The organism is Sinorhizobium sp. P24N7 (assembly GCF_042436655.1).
GTDB classification, from domain to species: Bacteria; Pseudomonadota; Alphaproteobacteria; order Rhizobiales; family Rhizobiaceae; genus Sinorhizobium; species Sinorhizobium meliloti_A.
Window position 1 is genome coordinate 138,125 of record NZ_JBHMIW010000006.1, and the last position, 19,155, is coordinate 157,279.

Below are 19,155 nucleotides of genomic sequence, written 5' to 3' on the forward strand. Positions count from 1 at the left end.
TCTAGAAACTTCGGTCTGATTCCATGACGTCAATAGAGCCGCGCCCTTTTCTCATATCGCTTTTCGAGGCCGCCGTTGCCGCGGCCGATCCTGAAGCCGCCATTCGGGCGCACCTTCCGGCGCGGCCGAAGGGCCGCACGATCGTGGTCGGCGCCGGCAAGGCCGCGAGCCAGATGGCGGCCGCTTTCGAGCGGCTCTGGGACGGGCCGCTTGCAGGCGCCGTCGTTGCCCGCCACGGGCCCATAGAGAAATGCGAGCGGATCAGGGTCCTGCAATCGGCTCACCCGGTGCCGGACGAGGCGGGGCTTGCCGCGTCCTCGGCGCTCCTCGAAACCGTCGGGGGACTGACGGCGGATGATCTCGTGGTGGCGCTCATTTCCGGCGGAGGCTCCGCTCTCTTGCCGGCCCCGCCCGGCGGCTTGACCCTGGAGGACGAGATCGCCGTCAACAAGGCGCTGCTTGCCTCCGGAGCACCGATTTCCGCCATGAATGTGGTGCGCAAGCATGCCTCGCGGATCAAGGGCGGGCGGCTTGCACTTGCCGCCGCCCTGGCGCGAGTCGTGAGCCTCGTCGTCTCCGACGTGCCCGGCGACAATCCGGCCTTCGTCGCCTCCGGCCCGACGGTGGCCGATCGGTCCAGTCTCGAAGAAGCGCGCGAGATCGTCGCGCGATACGCTATCGCCCTGCCCGAGCGGGTGACGGCGCATCTCGCTTCCGAAGCGGCGCGGGCACCCCGGCCCGACGATGCTGCATTCGGCGGCAACGAAGTGCACGTCATCGCCTCGGCGGCCGTTTCGCTGGAAGCGGCGGCGGCACGGGCGCGGGAAAGCGGCATCGAGGCGATGATCCTGTCGGATGCGATCGAGGGCGAGGCGCGCGACATCGGCCGTATGCATGCGGCGCTCGCGCGGGAAGTGGCCTCGCGCAACCGTCCCTTTTCGAAGCCGGTCGTGCTGCTTTCCGGCGGCGAGACGACGGTGACGATCTCCGGCGAAAGTTACGGGAAGGGCGGACGCAACAGCGAATTCCTCCTGTCGCTCGCGCTCGACATCGACGGCATCGGCGGTATCGATGCGCTTGCCGCCGACACCGACGGCATCGACGGATCCGAGGACAATGCCGGCGCCTTTGCCGACGGCGCAAGCGTCGGCCGGATGCGGGCGGCAGGCGCCGATCCCCGCGCTCACCTCGCGCGCCATGACGCCTGGACGGCCTTCGCGGCCAGCGGCGACCTGTTCGTACCCGGGCCGACGGGGACGAATGTCAATGATCTGCGGGCCATCCTGATACGCTGAAGCGACCCCTGGATGAATGCGAGAATGCCCCCTCCAAGGCGTCGGGAGGGGGCATTTAAACTATCTCAAGCGCCGTTATTTCACCCGCTTCAACGCATCGGCAAGGATCGAGACGATCTCGCCGAAATGCTGCTTCTCCGCGATCAGAGGCGGCGAGAAGGCGATGATGTCGCCGGTGACGCGGATCAGCAGGCCCCGCTCGAAGCAATCGACGAAAACGTCATAGGCGCGAGCGCCGGGCGCGCCGTCGCGCGACTGGAGCTCGATACCGGCGATGAGGCCGATGGTGCGGATGTCGATGACATGCGGCAGGCCTTTCATGGAATGCATCGCCTCGTGCCAGTCGCCCTCGATTTCGGCGGCGCGCGTCATCAGGCCTTCGTCTCGATAGATGTCGAGCGTGGCGATGCCGGCGGCACAGGCGGCCGGATGTCCGGAATAGGTATAGCCGTGGAAGAGCTCGATCTGGCCTTCCGGGCCGTGCATCAGGGCGTCGTGCACCTTGCGGCTGGCGAAGACAGCGCCCATCGGGATCGCGCCGTTGGTAAGCCCCTTGGCGGTGGTGACGATGTCCGGCGTGACGCCGAAATAGTCGGTCGCGAAGGCCGCACCGAGCCGGCCGAAACCGGTGATCACCTCGTCGAAAATCAGGAGAATGCCGTGCTTGTCGCAGATCGCGCGCAGCCGCTCGAGATAGCCCTTCGGCGGGATCAGCACGCCGGTCGAGCCGGCGACGGGCTCGACGATGCAGGCGGCGATCGTCTCGGCGCCGTGGAGCGCCACGAGCCTTTCGAGGTCGTCGGCAAGCTCGGCCCCATGCTCCGGCTGCCCTTTGACGAAGGCGTTCTTCGCCGGGTCATGGGTGTGGCGCAGATGGTCGGACCCGGGAAGCTGCGGGAAGACGCGGCGGTTGTTGACGATGCCGCCGACGGAGATGCCGCCGAAGCCGACGCCGTGATAACCGCGTTCGCGGCCGATGAGGCGGGTGCGCGTGCCTTGGCCGATCGAACGTTGATAGGCAAGTGCGATCTTCAGCGCTGTGTCCACGGATTCCGAGCCCGAGCCGGTGAAGAACACCCGGTCGAGCTTGGCGCCGGCCGGGCCGGGCGCGATCTCGGCCAGCCGCTCGGCGAAGTCGAAGGCGATCGGATGTCCCATCTGGAAGGACGGCGCGAAGTCCATGGTCGAAAGCTGCCGCTCGACCGCGGCGGCGATCTGCCGGCGGCCGTGCCCGGCATTCACGCACCAGAGGCCGGCGGTGCCGTCGAGAACCGTCCGGCCGTCGACGCTGGTGTAGTGCATGCCCTCAGCGGCGGCAAGCAGCCGGGGGGCCGCCTTGAACTGACGGTTGGCGGTGAAGGGCATCCAGTAGCTGTCGAGAACCGGAGCGTTGGGCTTATTGTGGGCGTTCATGGCATCCTCCTGTCGTTAGCTGATTGACGCCATGATTTGGATTTCCGAACAAGTCCTTTTCTAGGGCCATCTAAGCCATTGTATTTAAATAGGTCAGTTTGCTAGAATTTCGCTATTTCAAACAAGGTCAACACCGGGGTTCGCCATGAGCGTCGATATCGGCAACCGCCTGCGGCATGTTCGGCTGAGGCACAAGCTTTCCCAGCGCGAACTCGCCAAGCGGGCGGGGGTTACCAACTCCACCATCTCGTTGATCGAATCGAATGCATCGAACCCCTCGGTCGGCGCATTGAAGCGTATCCTCGACGGCATTCCGATCGGCCTTGCGGAGTTCTTCTCCTTCGAGCCGGAGAAGCCGCGCAGGGCTTTCTATGCGGCGGAGGAGCTGGTGGAGATCGGCAAGGGCCCGATCTCCTATCGCCAGATCGGCGACAATCTTTTCGGCCGCAGCCTTCAGATCCTGAAGGAGTGCTACCAGCCGGGCGCGGACACCGGCAAGGTGCCGCTGGTGCATGAGGGCGAGGAAGGCGGGATCGTGCTTTCAGGCCGGCTGGAAGTGACCGTGGACGACGAGAGGCGCATCCTCGGGCCGGGCGATGCCTATTATTTCGAAAGCCGGCGGCCGCACCGCTTTCGCTGTATCGGACCGGTGCCCTGCGAAGTGATCAGCGCCTGTACGCCGCCGACGTTTTGACCGGGAGAGAACGCCCCTCCCACCTGTGGGGAGGGGTTGGGGAGGGGGCCTTCTGAGGCGACTCCCGCCCTTCTTACGCAAGCCGCTCGCAAGCCGCCGCGATGCGTTCGAGCGCCTCTTTCAGCTCCGCCTCCGAAGTCGCATAGGAAATGCGGAAAAAGGGTGAGAGGCCGAAAGCCGAGCCCGGGACGACGGCGACATGGGCGTCTTCCAGAAGATAGGCGCAGAAATCCGTATCCGTCTCGATCCTCTTGCCCGATGGCGTCACCTTGCCGAGAACGCCGGCGCAGCCGGAGAAAGTGTAGAAGGCGCCCTCGGGAACGCGGCAGTCGAGGCCGTCGATCGCGTTCAGGCCGTCGACCACGAGATCGCGGCGGCTCTGGAAGCTGGCTGTCCGTTCTTTCAGAAAGTCCTGCGGTCCGTTCAGCGCCGCGACCGAAGCCGCCTGGCTTATCGAAGAGGGGCAGGAGGTCGCCTGGCTCTGGACGACGGCCATCGCCTTGATGAGCTCGCGCGGGCCGCCGGCATAGCCGATCCGCCAGCCGGTCATCGCATAAGCCTTCGAAACGCCGTTTACGGTCAGCGTGCGGTTCTTCAGGCCCGGCTCCAGCTGCGCCGGGGTGACGAAGCGGAAACCGTCATAGACGATGTGCTCATACATGTCGTCGACGAGCAGCCAGACATGCGGGTGCCTCAGAAGTACCTCGAGCAGCGGCCGGTAGTCGGCCGCACTGTAGGCGGCGCCCGACGGGTTGGAGGGCGAGTTCAAGAGCACCCATCGGGTCCGCGGCGTGATGGCCGCCTCCAGCTTCTCCGCCGTCAGGCGGAAGCCGGAAGAGGCGTCGCAGGCGATCAGAACGGGCTTGCCCTCGCAGATCTGGACAATGTCCGAATAGGAGGTCCAATAGGGCGTCGGAATGATGACCTCGTCGCCCGCATCGAGCGACGCCATCATGGCGTTGAAGAGGATCTGCTTGGCGCCGGTCGCGACCGTGATCTCGTCCAGCTCGTAGGCCAGCGCGTTCTCGCGCTGGAATTTCTCGCGGATCGCCTTCTTCAGTTCCGGCGTGCCGTCGAGTGCGGTGTATTTCGTTTCGCCGCGGTGGATCGCATCCGAGGCGGCCTGCTTCACGTGTTCCGGCGTGTCGAAATCCGGCTCACCGGCGCCGAGGATGATCACCGGCTTGCCTTCGCGCTTCATGGCGGCGGCGCGGGCGCCGATCTTCAGGATTTCCGAAACGCCGATCGAGGAAATCCGCGAGGCGGGCTGAAAGCCCGCCTCCTTGACCGTTGCATTGATGGTCATGGCCGATCCTGTTCGATTATTCGATGTCGAAAGAGACGCCCTGCGCCAGCGGCAGAGCCTTCGAATAGTTCACCGTGTTGGTGGCGCGCCGCATATAGGCCTTCCAGGCGTCGGAGCCGGATTCGCGGCCGCCGCCGGTCTCCTTTTCGCCGCCGAACGCGCCGCCGATCTCGGCGCCGGAGGTACCGATGTTGACGTTGGCGATGCCGCAATCCGAGCCGTCGGCTGCGAGGAAACGTTCCGATTCCTGCATGTCACGGGTGAAGATCGAGGAGGAAAGCCCGGCCGCAACCGCATTGTGCTCGGCGAGCACCGCGTCGAAGTCGCTGTACTTCATGACGTAGAGGATCGGCGCGAAGGTTTCTTCGAGAACCGGGCCTTCCTGCTTCGGCATTTCGACCAGTGCCGGCTTGACGTAATAGCCGTTCTCGTGGCCGAGCTCGACGCGCTCGCCGCCGGTGACGGCACCGCCATGGCTCTTTGCCTCGGCGATCGCCTTCTGCATCCCGTCGAAGGCCGCCTTGTCGACGAGCGGCCCGACGAGTGCGGCCGATTCCAGCGGGTTGCCGACGGAGACCGACTGATAGGCCTTCTTCAGGCGCGGCACGAGCTGGTCGTAGACGCTTTCATGGACGAAGAGGCGGCGCAGGGTCGTGCAGCGCTGGCCGGCGGTGCCCATAGCCCCGAAAGCAATGGCGCGCAGCGCCATGTCGAGGTCGGCGGACGGGCAGACGATGCCCGCATTGTTGCCGCCGAGTTCCAGGATCGCACGGGCAAAGCGCTTGGCAAGCCGCGGACCGACCTCGCGGCCCATGCGGGTGGAGCCGGTCGCCGAGACCAGCGGCACCTTCGGATGGTCGACGAGAGCCTCGCCGATCGCACGGTCGCCGATCAGGACCTGCGACAGGCCTTCCGGAGCGTCGCCGAAACGGGCGATGGCGCGTTCCAGGATCGCCTGGCAGGCAAGCGCGGTAAGCGGCGTCTTTTCCGACGGCTTCCAGACGACGGCGTCGCCGCAGACGAGCGCGAGCGCCGCATTCCACGACCAGACCGCGACGGGGAAGTTGAAGGCGGAAATGATGCCGACGACACCGAGCGGGTGCCAGGTTTCCATCATCCGGTGACCGGGACGCTCGGTGGCGATCGTCAGGCCGTAGAGCTGGCGGGAAAGGCCGACGGCGAAATCGCAGATATCGATCATCTCCTGCACTTCGCCGAGGCCCTCGGACGGGATCTTGCCGGCTTCGATCGAAACGAGGCGGCCGAGATCGGCCTTGAAGGCGCGCAGTTCCTCGCCGAGCAGCCGGACGAGCTCGCCGCGCTTCGGCGCCGGCACGAGACGCCAGACGCGGAAAGCCTCGTCGGCCTTCTCGATCTTCCTGGCGGCTTCAGCGGCAGACACGGTCTTGAGACTGGCGATCTTCTCGCCGGTGACCGGGCTGAAGGACGGCATGTCGCCGCCGGTGTAGAGGTCCTTGGCGACGCCCATTTTCTCGAGGAGCGCGGCTGCCTCGCTCGCGACGTCGATTTTCTTGGCTGCAATGTTCATGTGGTGACTCCCGTCTTGTAGCTGGCGCGATGACCTAACCGAAGCGCACGCTGCCGAGCTTGCCCGGCGAGGTGAGCGTCTTGAGGCCGGCCGCCATGTTCTTCAATTTCTCCGGCGTGTAGAGATCGTAAAAAGCCTGATTGCGGCGGCCGAGCGCATGTTCCGCGCTGAAGCTGCCGTGATATTGCTCGACCGCGACCGCAAAGACCCAATCGCGCAGACGCTGCTCAAAGGTCGCATCGGCCAGTAGCGGACTATCCTTTGCGACGACCAGGTTGAAGTGAACGCCGCCGTCGCCGATATGGCCGAAATCGCAGACCGTGACGCCCGAAAATTTTTCCGGCATTTCCGCCTTCATATGGTCGCAGAAGGCCATGATGTCACCCCTGCGGAAGGAGAGATCGAAAGCGATCAGCTTGCCGAGGTGCTTTACGCCCTCCGAAAGCGCATGGCGCAACGCCCAGATCTCGTGCGGCGGGCCGACGAGTGCATCGGCAAGCGGCGCCTCTTCTATTTCCCATATCTCCGCGAGCACGCTTTCGAGAACCGCGTCGAGCGGCTGCTCGCCCTCGCGCGGGCTCGAGGTGCGGGAGATTTCGGCAAGGATGACGTAGTCGGGGACCTTGCCGCCCTGGAAGGGGTTCTTCAGCGCCGGCACATGGGCGAAGGCCGCGGCGATCGCGTTCCCCGACATTCCCTCGAAGGCCGAGAGATAGGCGCCGAGCCGCTCTTCCATGGCCTTCAGGAGTGGCAGGACATGCGCGCCGCTCGCCGGCACCAGGAAGGCGGTCGCCGTCTGCTTCGGCAGGCGCTCGAGATTGAGCACGCATTCGGTGACGATGCCGAAGGCGCCCGAGGTGCCGATGAAGATCTGCTTCCAGTCGATGCCGGTATTGTTCTTGCGCAGGTCCGAGCCGAGGTCGAGCACCGTGCCCGCTTCGTCGGCGAGGACCACTTTCAGACCCAGCATGTTGCGGCGCACGTCGCCATATTTGAGGAAGCGCGAGCCGCCGGTATTGGTGGCGGTCATGCCGCCGATCCGAGGGTCGGCGCCGAGATCGATCGGGAAGAACAGGCCGTGTTCCTCCAGCCGCCGGTTGAGCTCGGACAGGCGAAGGCCGGCGTCGACGCGCACGGAGCGATTGTCGACGTCGAGCGCAAACTGGCGGGTCAGCCGGTCGAGGCTGACGACGACCTCGCTGCCCGACTCGTCCGGCGTCGACCCCGAGACCAGACCCGTATTGCCCGACTGGGGGATGAGGCCGATGCCGCTGCGGACGCAGTAACCGACGGCGGCCGAGACCTCTTCCGTCGTTGCCGGACGCAGAACGGCCGCCGCGCGGCCGCGGTCGTAGCGTGCGCCGGTCTCGTAAGCCTCCATGTCCTCCCGACGCGTGACGACGCCCTTGTCGCCAAGGAGCTTCGTCAATGCGTCGATATGGTGCTCGTCAATCATCGCCGGCGTATCACTCCGCTGCCATGGCGGCGGTAAGCGCCTTGAGGCAGCCTTCGATCGATGCCTGCTCGATGCCGGCATAGTGGTCGAATTCGTTGAGTACGGCGACGCCGAGATCGGTCTCGAAGCGCTTCTGGTTCGGGCTCGCCTCGAATTCCTGCTGCGCACCGTCGCCGAGGTTCGACTGGAAGATACCGGCGGCGCTGACGGGAAGGAAGTCCTCATAGACGATCGGATCGAACCGAATGAGGCCGTCGGCGATCAGGGAATTGAGATCGCGCCGGCCCGGCAGCTTCGTCCGCCGACCCTTCTCCGTCAGGGAGTAGCTGAAATAGCCGAGGCCCGCCTGGCGGATTTCCGCCCAGCTGTCGGGGAAGGCCTCGAAGACCTGGGTCAAGGCCGCTTCGTATTCTCTGGCGTTTGAACCATCGGCGGCCGGACGTACGATCTTGCGCGATTCGTCGAGCAGCCGGTCGTAGAGACCGCGGCCCTTCGGCGTCAAGGCGATGCCGCGCTGCTCGATCTCGCCGAAGCGGGCGGTATGCGAGCCGGTCCTCCAGCCGCCATCGGTGCTACGGAAGGAAACCGGCTCTTCGAGCGCCTTGAAGGAGGTCTGGCGAAGCAGGACCGGGCACTTGCGTGTCGGCGGCCCTTCGACCACGGCCTTCGGGGCAATGCCATATTCCGGCATCAGCGCCTGGACGCGGTCGATGTCGAGCGTACGTGGCGTCAGATGGTTGATATGCGGCCCCTTGAAGGAGACCACGTCGGCGATCAGCCGGTGCGCATCGTGCAGGCGCTCGTACATGTCGGCGCCGACATTCGCCTCGTCGTGCCAGCGGAAGGTCTCGAGCACTTCGGCGACGAAACGCTCGGCATCGGCCTTGTCGAGGCCGCCATCGCGCTCGGCCTTTTCGGTAAGATCGACCGCACCGGATGTGAAGATCCGGCGCTCTTTCAGGATCGCCTCCGCCTCGGCGCGAAGGGCCTCGTCGGCAATGAGGTCGAGCCTCAGAAGCGAGGTGAAGACGCGGAAGGGGTTGCGCTTCAGGGCCGCGTCTCCAACCGGCCGGAAGGCCGTGGAGTGGACCGGCACCCCGGCGGTCGACAGATCGTAGTAGCCGACCGGATACATGCCCATCACGGCAAATACACGGCGCATCATCGAAAGCTCCGCCGGCGTGCCGAGACGGATCGCGCCGTGACGCTCCTCGGAAATGCGTTCGAGCGAATCCGTCGCCTCCAGCCTCTCCTTGAGGGTGGCGTCGACCGAGAGCGTTTCGCCGTTGACCCTTGCGACGAGCTCCATCAGCGTGCCGTAGGCGGGTACTTCTTCGCGGTACATCAACGACATCGCAGCGGAAAAGGCCGCGCGGATATCGTCGGCGGATACGAAACTATTCTCTTTCACTGGGGCTCGCCTCGCGCTATGGATGAAGGACAAGGTCATTCTTAATTCTGATCATATCGGAAGGCTGTGAGCTTGGATCGCGCTGCTTCTGACTATGTTGATGCGAGGCTGGAATGAAGTTGAGCCGCCGACTGGTTCCCGACGTGACGACGCTGCAGGCCTTCGAATGCGCGGCGCGCCATGGCAGTTTCACCCAGGCCGCCGCGGAGCTCAATCTCACCCAGAGCGCCGTCAGCCGTCAGATCAAGGATCTCGAAAACCAGCTGGGCGTGCTGCTCTTCGAGCGGGTGCGCCAGCGGGTCATTCTTTCCGATGCGGGACAGAAATTCCTGCCCGAGGTGCGCCGGCTTCTGAACCAGACCGAAGAGCTGATGGTGCGCGCCATGGCGTCGGCGCGGGCCGACTCGAGCCTCTCCATCGCATCGCTTCCGACCTTCGGCAGCCGCTGGCTGGTGCCGCGCCTGCCCGATTTCCTGAGGCGCCACCCGGGCACCGTCGTCAATATCGCCTCCCGTTCGGAGCCGTTCGACTTCGAAGAGCAGAACTTCGACCTCGCGATCCATTACGGCCAGCCCGTCTGGGCGCGCGCCATTTGCAACTATCTCTGCAGCGAAGTCATCGTGCCGGCCGCCAGCCCGACCCTCCTTTCGATGCATCCGGTGGAGGCGCCTGCGGACATCGGCGGCGGCCCGCTGCTGCATCTGGCGACGCGGCCCAAGCTCTGGGCGCAATGGTTCGAGGTAAACGGCGTCGAGCAGGACGGCGCCTATCGCGGCAACCGCTTCGATCAATTCTCGATGGTAATCGAGGCGGCGACTGCAGGTCTCGGTTTTGCCCTTTTGCCTCGCTATCTGATCGAGCAGGAACTTACCGCAGGCACCCTGCGGATCGTTCTCGATCGACCGATGCAGACGGAGAACAGCTATTATCTCGCCATTCCGGAAGGCAAGCTCGAAAATCCGATCAGTCGCGCTTTCCGGGAGTGGATCACCGAACAGGTCGGTGATCGGTCGCAGTAGCAAGTCCGGTTGAGGGCCTACGATCTCAGCCTGCGGATAGGCTTACACCAGGAAGGGGCGGACTTTGACAGAGATATCCATCGAATCGAGGGAGCTCGCCGGCAAGCCCGGCCCCTCGCGCTACGGGTCTCCGGAGCCGGCTGCGGGCGATGCTCGCATTCCTTGCAAGCTGCTGACATCACGGCTAAAAAATGCCATCTTCATGCACCACGCGGCCGTGAAATCCAGCGCGCCGCCGGCTTTGCGTTCGGCGCCTGCCTTCACCGATACTCTCTTCCCGGGACAATGACGGCGAAGGAGGGCACATGACCGTGTCTAGAAACGCGCCGGCGCCGTCTGCATCCTCGGGGTCGCAGCCACACCGGCAGAACAACGACAACCGGGCCGATCAGTCCCGAGTGGAACCAGAATCCGTACCCATGCTCCAGAACACAACGCAGCCCAATTTACCGCGCGAACCGGAAGCGAAGCAGATCGACTACAACGATTCGATCCGCTCGACCTATTTCTCGATCGACGACCTGCGAGCATGCGGCGCGAGCCTCGCCGAACACGGCACTTCCGCTCTGCCGGGCTTCTTTCCGTTCGAATTTCGCGTCCGCCACCGGGAGAACGAGAAGGAAATCCTGCGCGTCTACCGGGCGACCGCGGCCGACGTGGAAGCCGGCGCCTCGATCACGCCTGCAGCCGAATGGCTGCTCGACAACCACCACGTCGTTGAAGAGGCGATCCAGGAAGTACGGCGGGACTTTCCACGCCGTTTCTACCGGCAACTGCCGACGCTATCGGTCTCCGGAACCGTCATCCCGCGCACGATGGCCCTTGCCTGGCTTTACGTCGCCCATACCCACAGTACCGTCACGCGGGAAAGCATCACCGCGATGGTGGAGGGCTTCCAGGAGCACGAGACCCTCAAGATCGGCGAATTGTGGGCGTTGCCGTCGATCCTGCGCTTCGTCCTCATCGAAAATCTGAGGCGCATCGCCATCCGCGTCGAGCGCTCGCGCGGCATGCGGCGGAAAGCGAACGAGGTCGCTGATCAGCTCATCCGGCTGAACGATCCGGAAGGCTGCCGGACGCTTCTGGTGGAGTCCGAGGCGCTTGCCGCCGACAACACCTTCATCGCACAGCTCCTTTACCGCATGCGTGACGGTTCCCAGAGTTCTGGTGCCGTCATCGCCTGGATCGAGGAGAGGCTGGAGAGGCGTGGCACCGACGTCGAGGAGGCGCTGGTAGCGGAGCAGAACCGCCTTTCGTCCGGCAACGCGACGATGAGCAATATCATCCGCAGCCTGCGCGAGATCGACGACACGGACTGGGCCGTCTGGTTCGAAAGCGTCAGCAAGATCGATGCGACGCTGCGCGAAGGGTCCGACTATGCGGCGCTCGATTTCGGATCGCGCAACACGTATCGCGACACGATCGAGAAGCTTGCCCGCCGGTCCGGTCACAGCGAGCATGAAGTCACGAAGATCGCGATCGAGATGGTCGAGGAGGCAAAAGCCGCCGCGGCCGTCGAAGCGCCTCTGCAGGAGCCGAATGTCGGCTCCTTCCTCGTCGGCAAGCAGCGCCTGGCCCTCGAGAAGAGGATCGGCTATTCGCCCTCGATCTTCCAGCACATCATCCGGTCGGTCCGCAAGCTCGACTGGTTCGCCATAGCCGGGCCGAACATTCTCTTGACGATCCTGGCGATGATCGTCGTCTATGCCTTCGTCAGCCCGATGGATATTCCGAGCGGCGCGAAGCTGATCATGCTCCTGCTCTTCGCGCTGCCTGCCTCCGAAGGCGCGATGGGCCTGTTCAACACGGTCTTCACGCTGTTTGCCAAACCCTCGCGGCTGGTCGGTTACGAGTTTCTCGACGGAATACCCGAGGATGGACGCACGCTGGTCGTGGTGCCTTGCCTGATTGCCAAGCGCGATCATGTAGACGAGCTCGTGCGCAACCTCGAGGTTCACTATCTCGCCAATCCGCGCGGCGAGATCTATTTCGCGCTCCTGAGCGATTGGGCCGACAGCAAGTCGGAGGAGGCGCCTGCCGACACGGATGTTCTCGAATATGCCAAGCGCGAGATCGCGTCTCTCTCTGCCCGCTATGCCTATGACGGCAAGACGCGCTTCTTCCTGCTGCACCGCCGCCGCCTCTACAACGAGGGCGAGGGCGTTTGGATGGGATGGGAGCGCAAGCGCGGCAAGCTGCACGAGTTGAATCTGCTGCTTCGCGGCGACCGCGATACCTCCTTCCTTCAGGGCGCCAACACGGTGCCGGAGGGCGTGCAATATGTGATGACGCTCGACTCCGACACGCGTCTCATGCGCGACGCGGTGACCAAGCTCGTCGGCAAGCTGTATCACCCGATCAACCGGCCGGTCGTCAATCCGAGGACACAGGAGGTCGTGACCGGCTACAGCCTCCTGCAGCCGCGCGTGACGCCGTCGCTCACCACCGGCAGCGAGGCCTCGGCCTTCCAGCGCATCTTCACCATCAATCGCGGCATCGACCCTTACGTCTTCACCGTATCGGACGTCTATCAGGACATTGCCGGCGAAGGCAGCTTCACCGGCAAGGGCCTCTATCATGTCGACGCCTTCGAGGCTGCTCTCAAGAGCAGGATCGAAGAAAATGCGGTGCTCAGCCACGACCTTCTCGAAGGTTCCTATGCGCGTTGCGCGCTGGTGACCGACATCGAGCTCGTCGAGGATTTTCCGACCCGCTACGAGGTCGAGATGTCGCGTCAGCATCGTTGGGCGCGAGGCGACTGGCAGCTCCTGCCGTATATCTTCAATCCGAAGAACGGCCTTTCGATGCTCGGGCGCTGGAAGATGTACGACAACCTGCGCCGCTCGCTCATTCCCGTCGCCTGGCTCGCCGCTTCGGTCATGGGCTGGTACTACATGGAGCCGACCCCGGCGCTGATCTGGCAGCTCGTGCTGATTTTCAGCCTGTTCGTCGCGCCGACGCTGTCGCTGATCTCCGGGATCATGCCGCGGCGCAACGACATCGTCGCGCGTGCGCATCTCCACACGGTGCTGTCGGACATCCGCGCCGCCAACGCGCAGGTCGCGTTGCGCATCGTCTTCATCGCGCACAATGCGGCGATGATGGCGGATGCGATCGTGCGCTCGCTCTATCGCACCTTCGTCAGCCGCAAGCTGATGCTCGAATGGCGCACCGCCGCGCAGGTGCAGAGCGCCGGCCACGGTTCGATCGGCGACTACTTCCGCGCGATGTGGACGGCACCGGCGCTTGCACTGGTGTCGCTGGCGCTTGCCGCCATCTCCGATACGGGGCTGCCCTTCATCGGGCTGCCCTTTGCCCTTATCTGGGCCGCCTCGCCTGCGGTCGCCTGGTTCGTGAGCCAGTCCGCCGAGACCGAAGACCAGCTCGCCGTTTCCGAGGAGGCGATCGAGGAGATGCGCAAGATCGCCCGGCGGACATGGCGCTACTTCGAGGCGTTCGTCACCGCCGAGCAGAACTTCCTGCCGCCGGACAACTTCCAGGAAACGCCGCAGCCGGTACTCGCGGAGCGTACCTCGCCGACGAATATCGGCGTCTATCTCCTGTCGGTCATGTCGGCGCGCTCCTTCGGCTGGATCGGTTTCGAGGAGACGATCACGCGCCTCGAGCAGACGATCGCCACGATCGACCGCATGCCGAAATATCGCGGCCATCTCTTCAACTGGTATCGCACGCGCGGGCTCGAACCGATGGAGCCGCGTTATGTCTCCTCGGTCGACAGCGGCAACCTCGCCGGACACCTGATCGCGGTCTCCTCCATGTGCCGCGAATGGGCCGAAGCGCCATCCGCCCACGTCCAGGGCAATCTCGACGGCATCGGCGACGTCGCGGCGATCCTCAAGGAGGTTTTGAGCGAGCTTCCCGACGACCGCAAGACCGTACGGCCGCTGAGGCGCCTGATCGAGGAGCGCATCGCCGGCTTCCAGAATGCGCTTGCAGCGGTCAAGCGCGAGCGCGAGTTCGCCTCCATCCGGGTGATCAACCTCGCGGTGCTCGCACGCGACATGCACAAGCTGACGGTCAATCTCGACCATGAGGTGCGCACCGTCCCCAGCGGCGAAGTGGCGACATGGGCGGGCTCGCTGGTGGCCGCCTGCGAGGCACATATCGCCGACGGCGTCTTCGACCTCGGTGCCATCGAGGCTCTGCGCCAGCGTCTGCTGGTGCTCAAGGAGCGCGCACGCGACATCGCCTTCTCCATGGACTTCAGCTTCCTGTTCCGGCCGGAGCGGCGGCTGCTGTCGATCGGCTACCGGGTCAACGCCAACGAGCTCGACGAGGCCTGCTACGATCTGCTCGCCTCCGAGGCGCGGCTGACGAGCCTTTTCGCGATTGCCAAGGGGGATCTGCCGACCGAGCACTGGTACAAGCTCGGCCGTCCGATCGTGCCGATCGGCGCGCGCGGTGCGCTCGTCTCCTGGTCGGGTTCGATGTTCGAATATCTGATGCCGCCGCTGGTCATGCAGGAGCGGCAGGGCGGCATCCTCAACCAGACCAACAATCTGGTGGTCCAGGAGCAGATCAATCACGGCCGTCGGCTCGGGACGCCATGGGGCATTTCCGAGGCGGCGTTCAATGCGCGCGACCACGAGCTGACCTACCAGTATACGAACTTCGGCGTGCCGACGCTGGGTCTGAAGCGCGGCCTCGGGCAGAATGCCGTCATCGCACCTTACGCGTCCATTCTCGCCTGCATGTACGATCCGAAATCGGCGCTCGCCAACCTGGCGCGGCTCCGGGAGGTCGGCGCCCTTGGGGCCTACGGCTATCACGACGCCGTCGACTTCACGCCGACGCGCGTGCCGGAAGGCCAGAAATGCGCCGTCGTGCGCAACTATTATGCCCATCATCACGGCATGTCGGTCGCCGCGGTCGCAAATGTCGTCTTCAACGGGCAGCTGCGCGAGTGGTTCCATGCCGACCCCGTCATCGAGGCTGCCGAACTCCTCCTGCAGGAGAAGGCGCCGCGCGACATTCCGGTCATGGCCGCCAAGCGCGAGCCGGAAGCGCTGGGCAAGGGCCAGGCCGATCTCCTGCGCCCCGAAGTCCGCGTCGTCGAAGACCCGATCAACCAGGATCGCGAGACGGTTCTGCTGTCGAACGGTCACTACTCCGTCATGCTGACGGCGACAGGGGCGGGCTATGCCCGCTGGAACGGCCAGGCGGTCACGAGATGGACTCCGGACCCGGTCGAGGACAGGACGGGGACCTTCATCTTCCTTCGCGACACGGTGACGGGCGACTGGTGGTCGGCGACGGCCGAACCCCGGCGTGCGCCGGGCGAAAAGACCGTTACCCGCTTCGGCGACGACAAGGCCGAATACGTCAAGACCGTCGGCGATCTGACAAGCGAGGTGGAATGCATCGTCGCCACCGAGCACGATGCCGAAGGCCGTCGGGTTATCCTGCTCAACACGGGTACGGAAGACCGGTTCATCGAGGTGACGTCTTATGCCGAGCCCGTGCTTGCCATGGACGATGCCGACAGCTCGCACCCGACCTTCTCGAAGATGTTCATCCGCACCGAGATCAGCCGTCACGGAGACGTGATATGGGTCTCGCGCAACAAGCGCAGCCCCGGCGATCCGGACATCGAGGTCGCCCATCTCGTCACCGACAATGCCGGCAGCGAGCGCCACACGCAGGCGGAGACCGATCGCCGGCGCTTCCTCGGCCAGGGCCGCACGATTGCTGAGGCGGCCGCATTCGACCCGGGCGCCACGCTTTCCGGTACCGACGGCTTCACGCTCGATCCGATCGTGTCGCTCCGTCGCGTCGTACGCGTGCCGGCGGGCAAGAAGGTGAGCGTCATCTTCTGGACGATCGCCGCCCCGGACAGGGAAGGCGTCGATCGGGCGATCGACCGTTACCGGCATCCGGAAACCTTCAATCACGAGCTCATCCATGCCTGGACCCGCAGCCAGGTGCAGATGCGCCATGTCGGGATCACTTCGAAGGAGGCCGCGAGCTTCCAGATGCTCGGCCGCTATCTCGTCTATCCGGATATGCACCTTCGCGCCGACGCGGAGACCGTCAAGACCGGGCTTGCCTCGCAATCGGCGCTGTGGCCGCTGGCGATCTCCGGCGATTTCCCGATCTTCTGCCTCAGGATCAACGACGACGGCGATCTCGGCATCGCCCGCGAGGCCTTGCGGGCGCAGGAATATCTGAGAGCTCGCGGCATCACCGCCGATCTGGTGGTGGTCAACGAGCGCGCCTCCTCCTATGCGCAGGATCTGCAGCACACGCTCGACTCCATGTGCGAGAATTTGAGGCTTCGCGGCCTTTCGGACGGCCCGCGCCAGCACATCTTTGCGGTGCGCCGGGACCTGATGGAACCGGAAACCTGGTCGACGCTGATCTCTGCATCGCGGGCCGTCTTCCATGCCCGCAACGGCACGATCTCGGATCAGATAGCCCGCGCCACATCGCTCTACTCCAAACCTTCCGAAAAGAAGGAGGAGGGCGCCGAGATGCTGCTGCCGGTGATACGGGAGACCGACGAGCCGGTGGCGGTCGAACTCGACGGCGGCGACCTGGATTACTGGAACGGTTTCGGCGGCTTTGCCGAGGACGGCCGCGAATATGCCGTGCGGCTGCGCGGAGGCGAGGCGACGCCGCAACCCTGGATCAACGTCATCTCCAACGAGCAATTCGGCTTCCATATCTCCGCCGAAGGTGCGGCCTTCTCCTGGAGCCGCAATTCGCGCGACTATCAGTTGACGCCCTGGACCAACGACGCGGTCGTCAATCGTCCGGGCGAGGCGATCTTCGTGCGCGACATGGCAAGCGGCGCGGTGCTGACGCCCTATGCCGCACTGTCGCGACGCAAGTCCGCCCGGTTCGAGACCCGTCACGGCCTCGGCTATTCGCGCTTTCTCAGCACGCAGGACGAGCTTGAGATCGAGGCCATGCATACGGTCCACAGGAGCCTTCCGGCCAAGCTCGTCCGGCTGACGATCCGCAACCGCAGTTCGGCCGCTCGCAAGTTGCGCATCTACGGCTACGCGGAATGGGTGCTCGGCAACAATCGCAGCCGTACCGCGCCCTTCGTCCTCAGCGAGTGGGACGAAAGCGCGAAGACGCTCGTCGCCACCAATCCCTACAGCATCGACTATCCGGGCCGGTGCGCGTTCTTCGCCAGCGACGGAGATATCGCCGGCTATACGGCGAGCCGGCGGGAATTCCTTGGCCGGGCCGGAGGAATCCTCGCCCCGCAGGCAGTGATCGCCGGCGCCGAGCTCACCGGATCGACGGATGTGGACGGGGATGCCTGCGCGGCGCTCGCGACGGATCTGACGATCGAGGCGGGCGTGGAGCGACAGGTCACCTTCTTCCTCGGTGATGCCGACAATTCCGATCAGGTGCGGGCGGTGCTGGAGGAACTCAGGGCGGACAGTTTCGACGTTGCGCTCGAGGCGGCGAAGGCGTTCTGGGGTGATTTCACCGGAGTCGTGAAGGTGGAGACGCCCGATCGCGCCTTCAACCACATGATCAACCACTGGCTTCCCTACCAGGCGCTCGGCTGCCGGATCATGGCACGCTCGGCCTTCTACCAGGCAAGCGGTGCCTTCGGTTTCCGCGATCAGCTGCAGGATACGCTTGCCTTCCTCATCCATCGGCCGGCGCTTGCCCGTGCGCAGATCCTCAATGCCGCGGCGCGGCAGTTCGTCGAAGGCGACGTGCAGCATTGGTGGCTGCCCGGCACGGACGCGGGCGTCCGCACGATGATCTCGGACGACGTGGTCTGGCTCGCTCATGCGGTTGCGCATTATTGCGCCGTCACCGGCGAGGAAGACATCCTCAAGGAGAAAGTTCCTTTCATCACCGGGCCGGCTCTGGAAGAAGGCCAGCACGACAGCTTCTACAAGCCGGATGTGGCCGACGAGGTGGGCGACGTCTACGAGCATTGCGCCCGTGCGGTCGATCTCGCCATCCGCCGGACCGGCGCCAACGGTCTGCCGCTCATTCTCGGCGGCGACTGGAACGACGGCATGAACCGTGTCGGGGAGGCCGGAAAGGGCACGAGCGTCTGGCTCGGCTGGTTCCTGGCAGGCACCCTGCGCGCGTTCCTGCCCTATGCCCGTGCCCGCAAGGACAAGCCGCGCCTGGCCCTATGGGAGCGGCATCTGGAAGCACTGAAGGATGCGCTCGAACAGGCAGGCTGGGACGGCGATTACTATCGCCGCGGCTATTACGACGACGGCACGCCGCTCGGATCGGCGGAGAACGGCGAGTGCCGCATCGATTCGATCGCGCAATCCTGGAGCACGCTTTCGGGAGAGGGCGACAAGGAGCGCTCGCTGCGCGCGATGGACGCGGTGATGGCGGAGCTCGTAGATCCCGAAAAGCGCATCGTCCGGCTGTTCACGCCGCCGCTCGAGACGACGAAGCAGGACCCGGGCTACATCAAGGCCTATCCCCCGGGCGTGCGGGAGAATGGCGGTCAGTATACCCACGCGGCCACCTGGGTGGTGCTGGCATTCGCCGCTCAGGAGCGGGCGGAAGAGGCCTGGCGCACCTTCCGCATGCTCAACCCCGTGTCGCATGCTCTCAGCCAGGAGGACGCCGAACATTATCGTGTCGAGCCCTATGTGGTTGCTGCCGATATCTATGGAGAAGGCGCGCTTGCCGGCCGCGGCGGCTGGACCTGGTACACGGGCTCCGCCGGCTGGCTCTACCGCGCGGGTGTCGAGGGGATTCTCGGCATCCGCAAGCGGGGTGACAAGCTCTTGATCCGGCCCGTCCTACCCTCCGAATGGCCGGGCTTTTCGGCCGAAGTGCGCGTGAACGGCGCCACGCACCGGATTTCCGTCAGCCGCGATCCAAAAAGTGGCGAACCGGTCGTTAGCGTAAATAATAGTGTCACAGAAAACGCGCATGAAGGGGTTTTGCTGTAGCTGCCGGCTTGAAGCACGAGCTGAACCGGCTTTGTTTTCCTGGATCACGACGGCTTGGATCGAACGACCCAAAGCAATCGTGATCCGATCCAAC

9 protein-coding genes are annotated in these 19,155 nt (G+C 64.8%); 4 read left to right on the forward strand and 5 right to left on the reverse strand.

Features of this window, described 5'->3' with window-relative positions:
• The first annotated feature begins 23 nt into the window (after positions 1-23).
• Positions 24-1,295, forward strand: coding sequence for a glycerate kinase (locus ACFHWW_RS12110; protein ID WP_379938399.1), 1,272 nt, complete (start codon positions 24-26; stop codon positions 1,293-1,295).
• 75 nt (positions 1,296-1,370) lie between these two features.
• Here the strand turns inward: ACFHWW_RS12110 and ACFHWW_RS12115 are convergent, their stop codons facing one another.
• On the reverse strand, positions 1,371-2,708 hold the full coding sequence (locus ACFHWW_RS12115) for an aspartate aminotransferase family protein (RefSeq protein WP_127710443.1): 1,338 nt from the start codon (positions 2,706-2,708) through the stop codon (positions 1,371-1,373).
• Between the two features lie 145 nt (positions 2,709-2,853).
• Between ACFHWW_RS12115 and ACFHWW_RS12120 the strand changes: the two genes are divergently transcribed.
• Positions 2,854-3,402, forward strand: a complete 549-nt coding sequence (locus tag ACFHWW_RS12120) for a cupin domain-containing protein (RefSeq protein ID WP_018098737.1) — start codon at positions 2,854-2,856, stop codon at positions 3,400-3,402.
• A gap of 73 nt (positions 3,403-3,475) precedes the next feature.
• Here ACFHWW_RS12120 and ACFHWW_RS12125 read toward each other — a convergent pair whose 3' ends face one another.
• The 4 genes from ACFHWW_RS12125 to ACFHWW_RS12140 are packed head-to-tail and all read right to left on the reverse strand — an operon-like array spanning position 3,476 to position 9,124.
• Positions 3,476-4,708: a pyridoxal phosphate-dependent aminotransferase gene (locus ACFHWW_RS12125; protein ID WP_275597119.1), complete on the reverse strand. Its 1,233-nt coding sequence runs from the start codon at positions 4,706-4,708 to the stop codon at positions 3,476-3,478.
• A gap of 16 nt (positions 4,709-4,724) precedes the next feature.
• The gene (locus ACFHWW_RS12130) at positions 4,725-6,257 is read right to left on the reverse strand and encodes an aldehyde dehydrogenase family protein (protein WP_100672671.1); all 1,533 of its coding nucleotides are present in this window, start codon (positions 6,255-6,257) and stop codon (positions 4,725-4,727) included.
• 34 nt (positions 6,258-6,291) lie between these two features.
• Positions 6,292-7,713 (reverse strand): FAD-binding oxidoreductase, encoded by a 1,422-nt coding sequence (locus tag ACFHWW_RS12135; RefSeq protein ID WP_379938402.1) that lies wholly within the window; start codon positions 7,711-7,713, stop codon positions 6,292-6,294.
• A 10-nt stretch (positions 7,714-7,723) separates the two neighbouring features.
• Complete coding sequence (locus ACFHWW_RS12140; RefSeq protein WP_100672673.1) at positions 7,724-9,124, reverse strand: VOC family protein; 1,401 nt, start codon at positions 9,122-9,124, stop codon at positions 7,724-7,726.
• 113 nt (positions 9,125-9,237) lie between these two features.
• On the opposite strand from ACFHWW_RS12140, the gene ACFHWW_RS12145 reads away from it, so the two are divergent.
• Both ACFHWW_RS12145 and ndvB read left to right on the forward strand, forming a co-directional pair.
• Positions 9,238-10,143 carry a LysR family transcriptional regulator gene (locus ACFHWW_RS12145; protein WP_018098742.1) on the forward strand — a complete coding sequence of 302 codons (906 nt, stop codon included), beginning with the start codon at positions 9,238-9,240 and terminating at the stop codon, positions 10,141-10,143.
• Between the two features lie 419 nt (positions 10,144-10,562).
• Entirely contained in the window at positions 10,563-19,061 is an 8,499-nt protein-coding gene (ndvB, locus tag ACFHWW_RS12150; protein WP_379938405.1) for a cyclic beta-(1,2)-glucan synthase, read from the forward strand.
• The last annotated feature ends 94 nt before the right edge of the window (positions 19,062-19,155 follow it).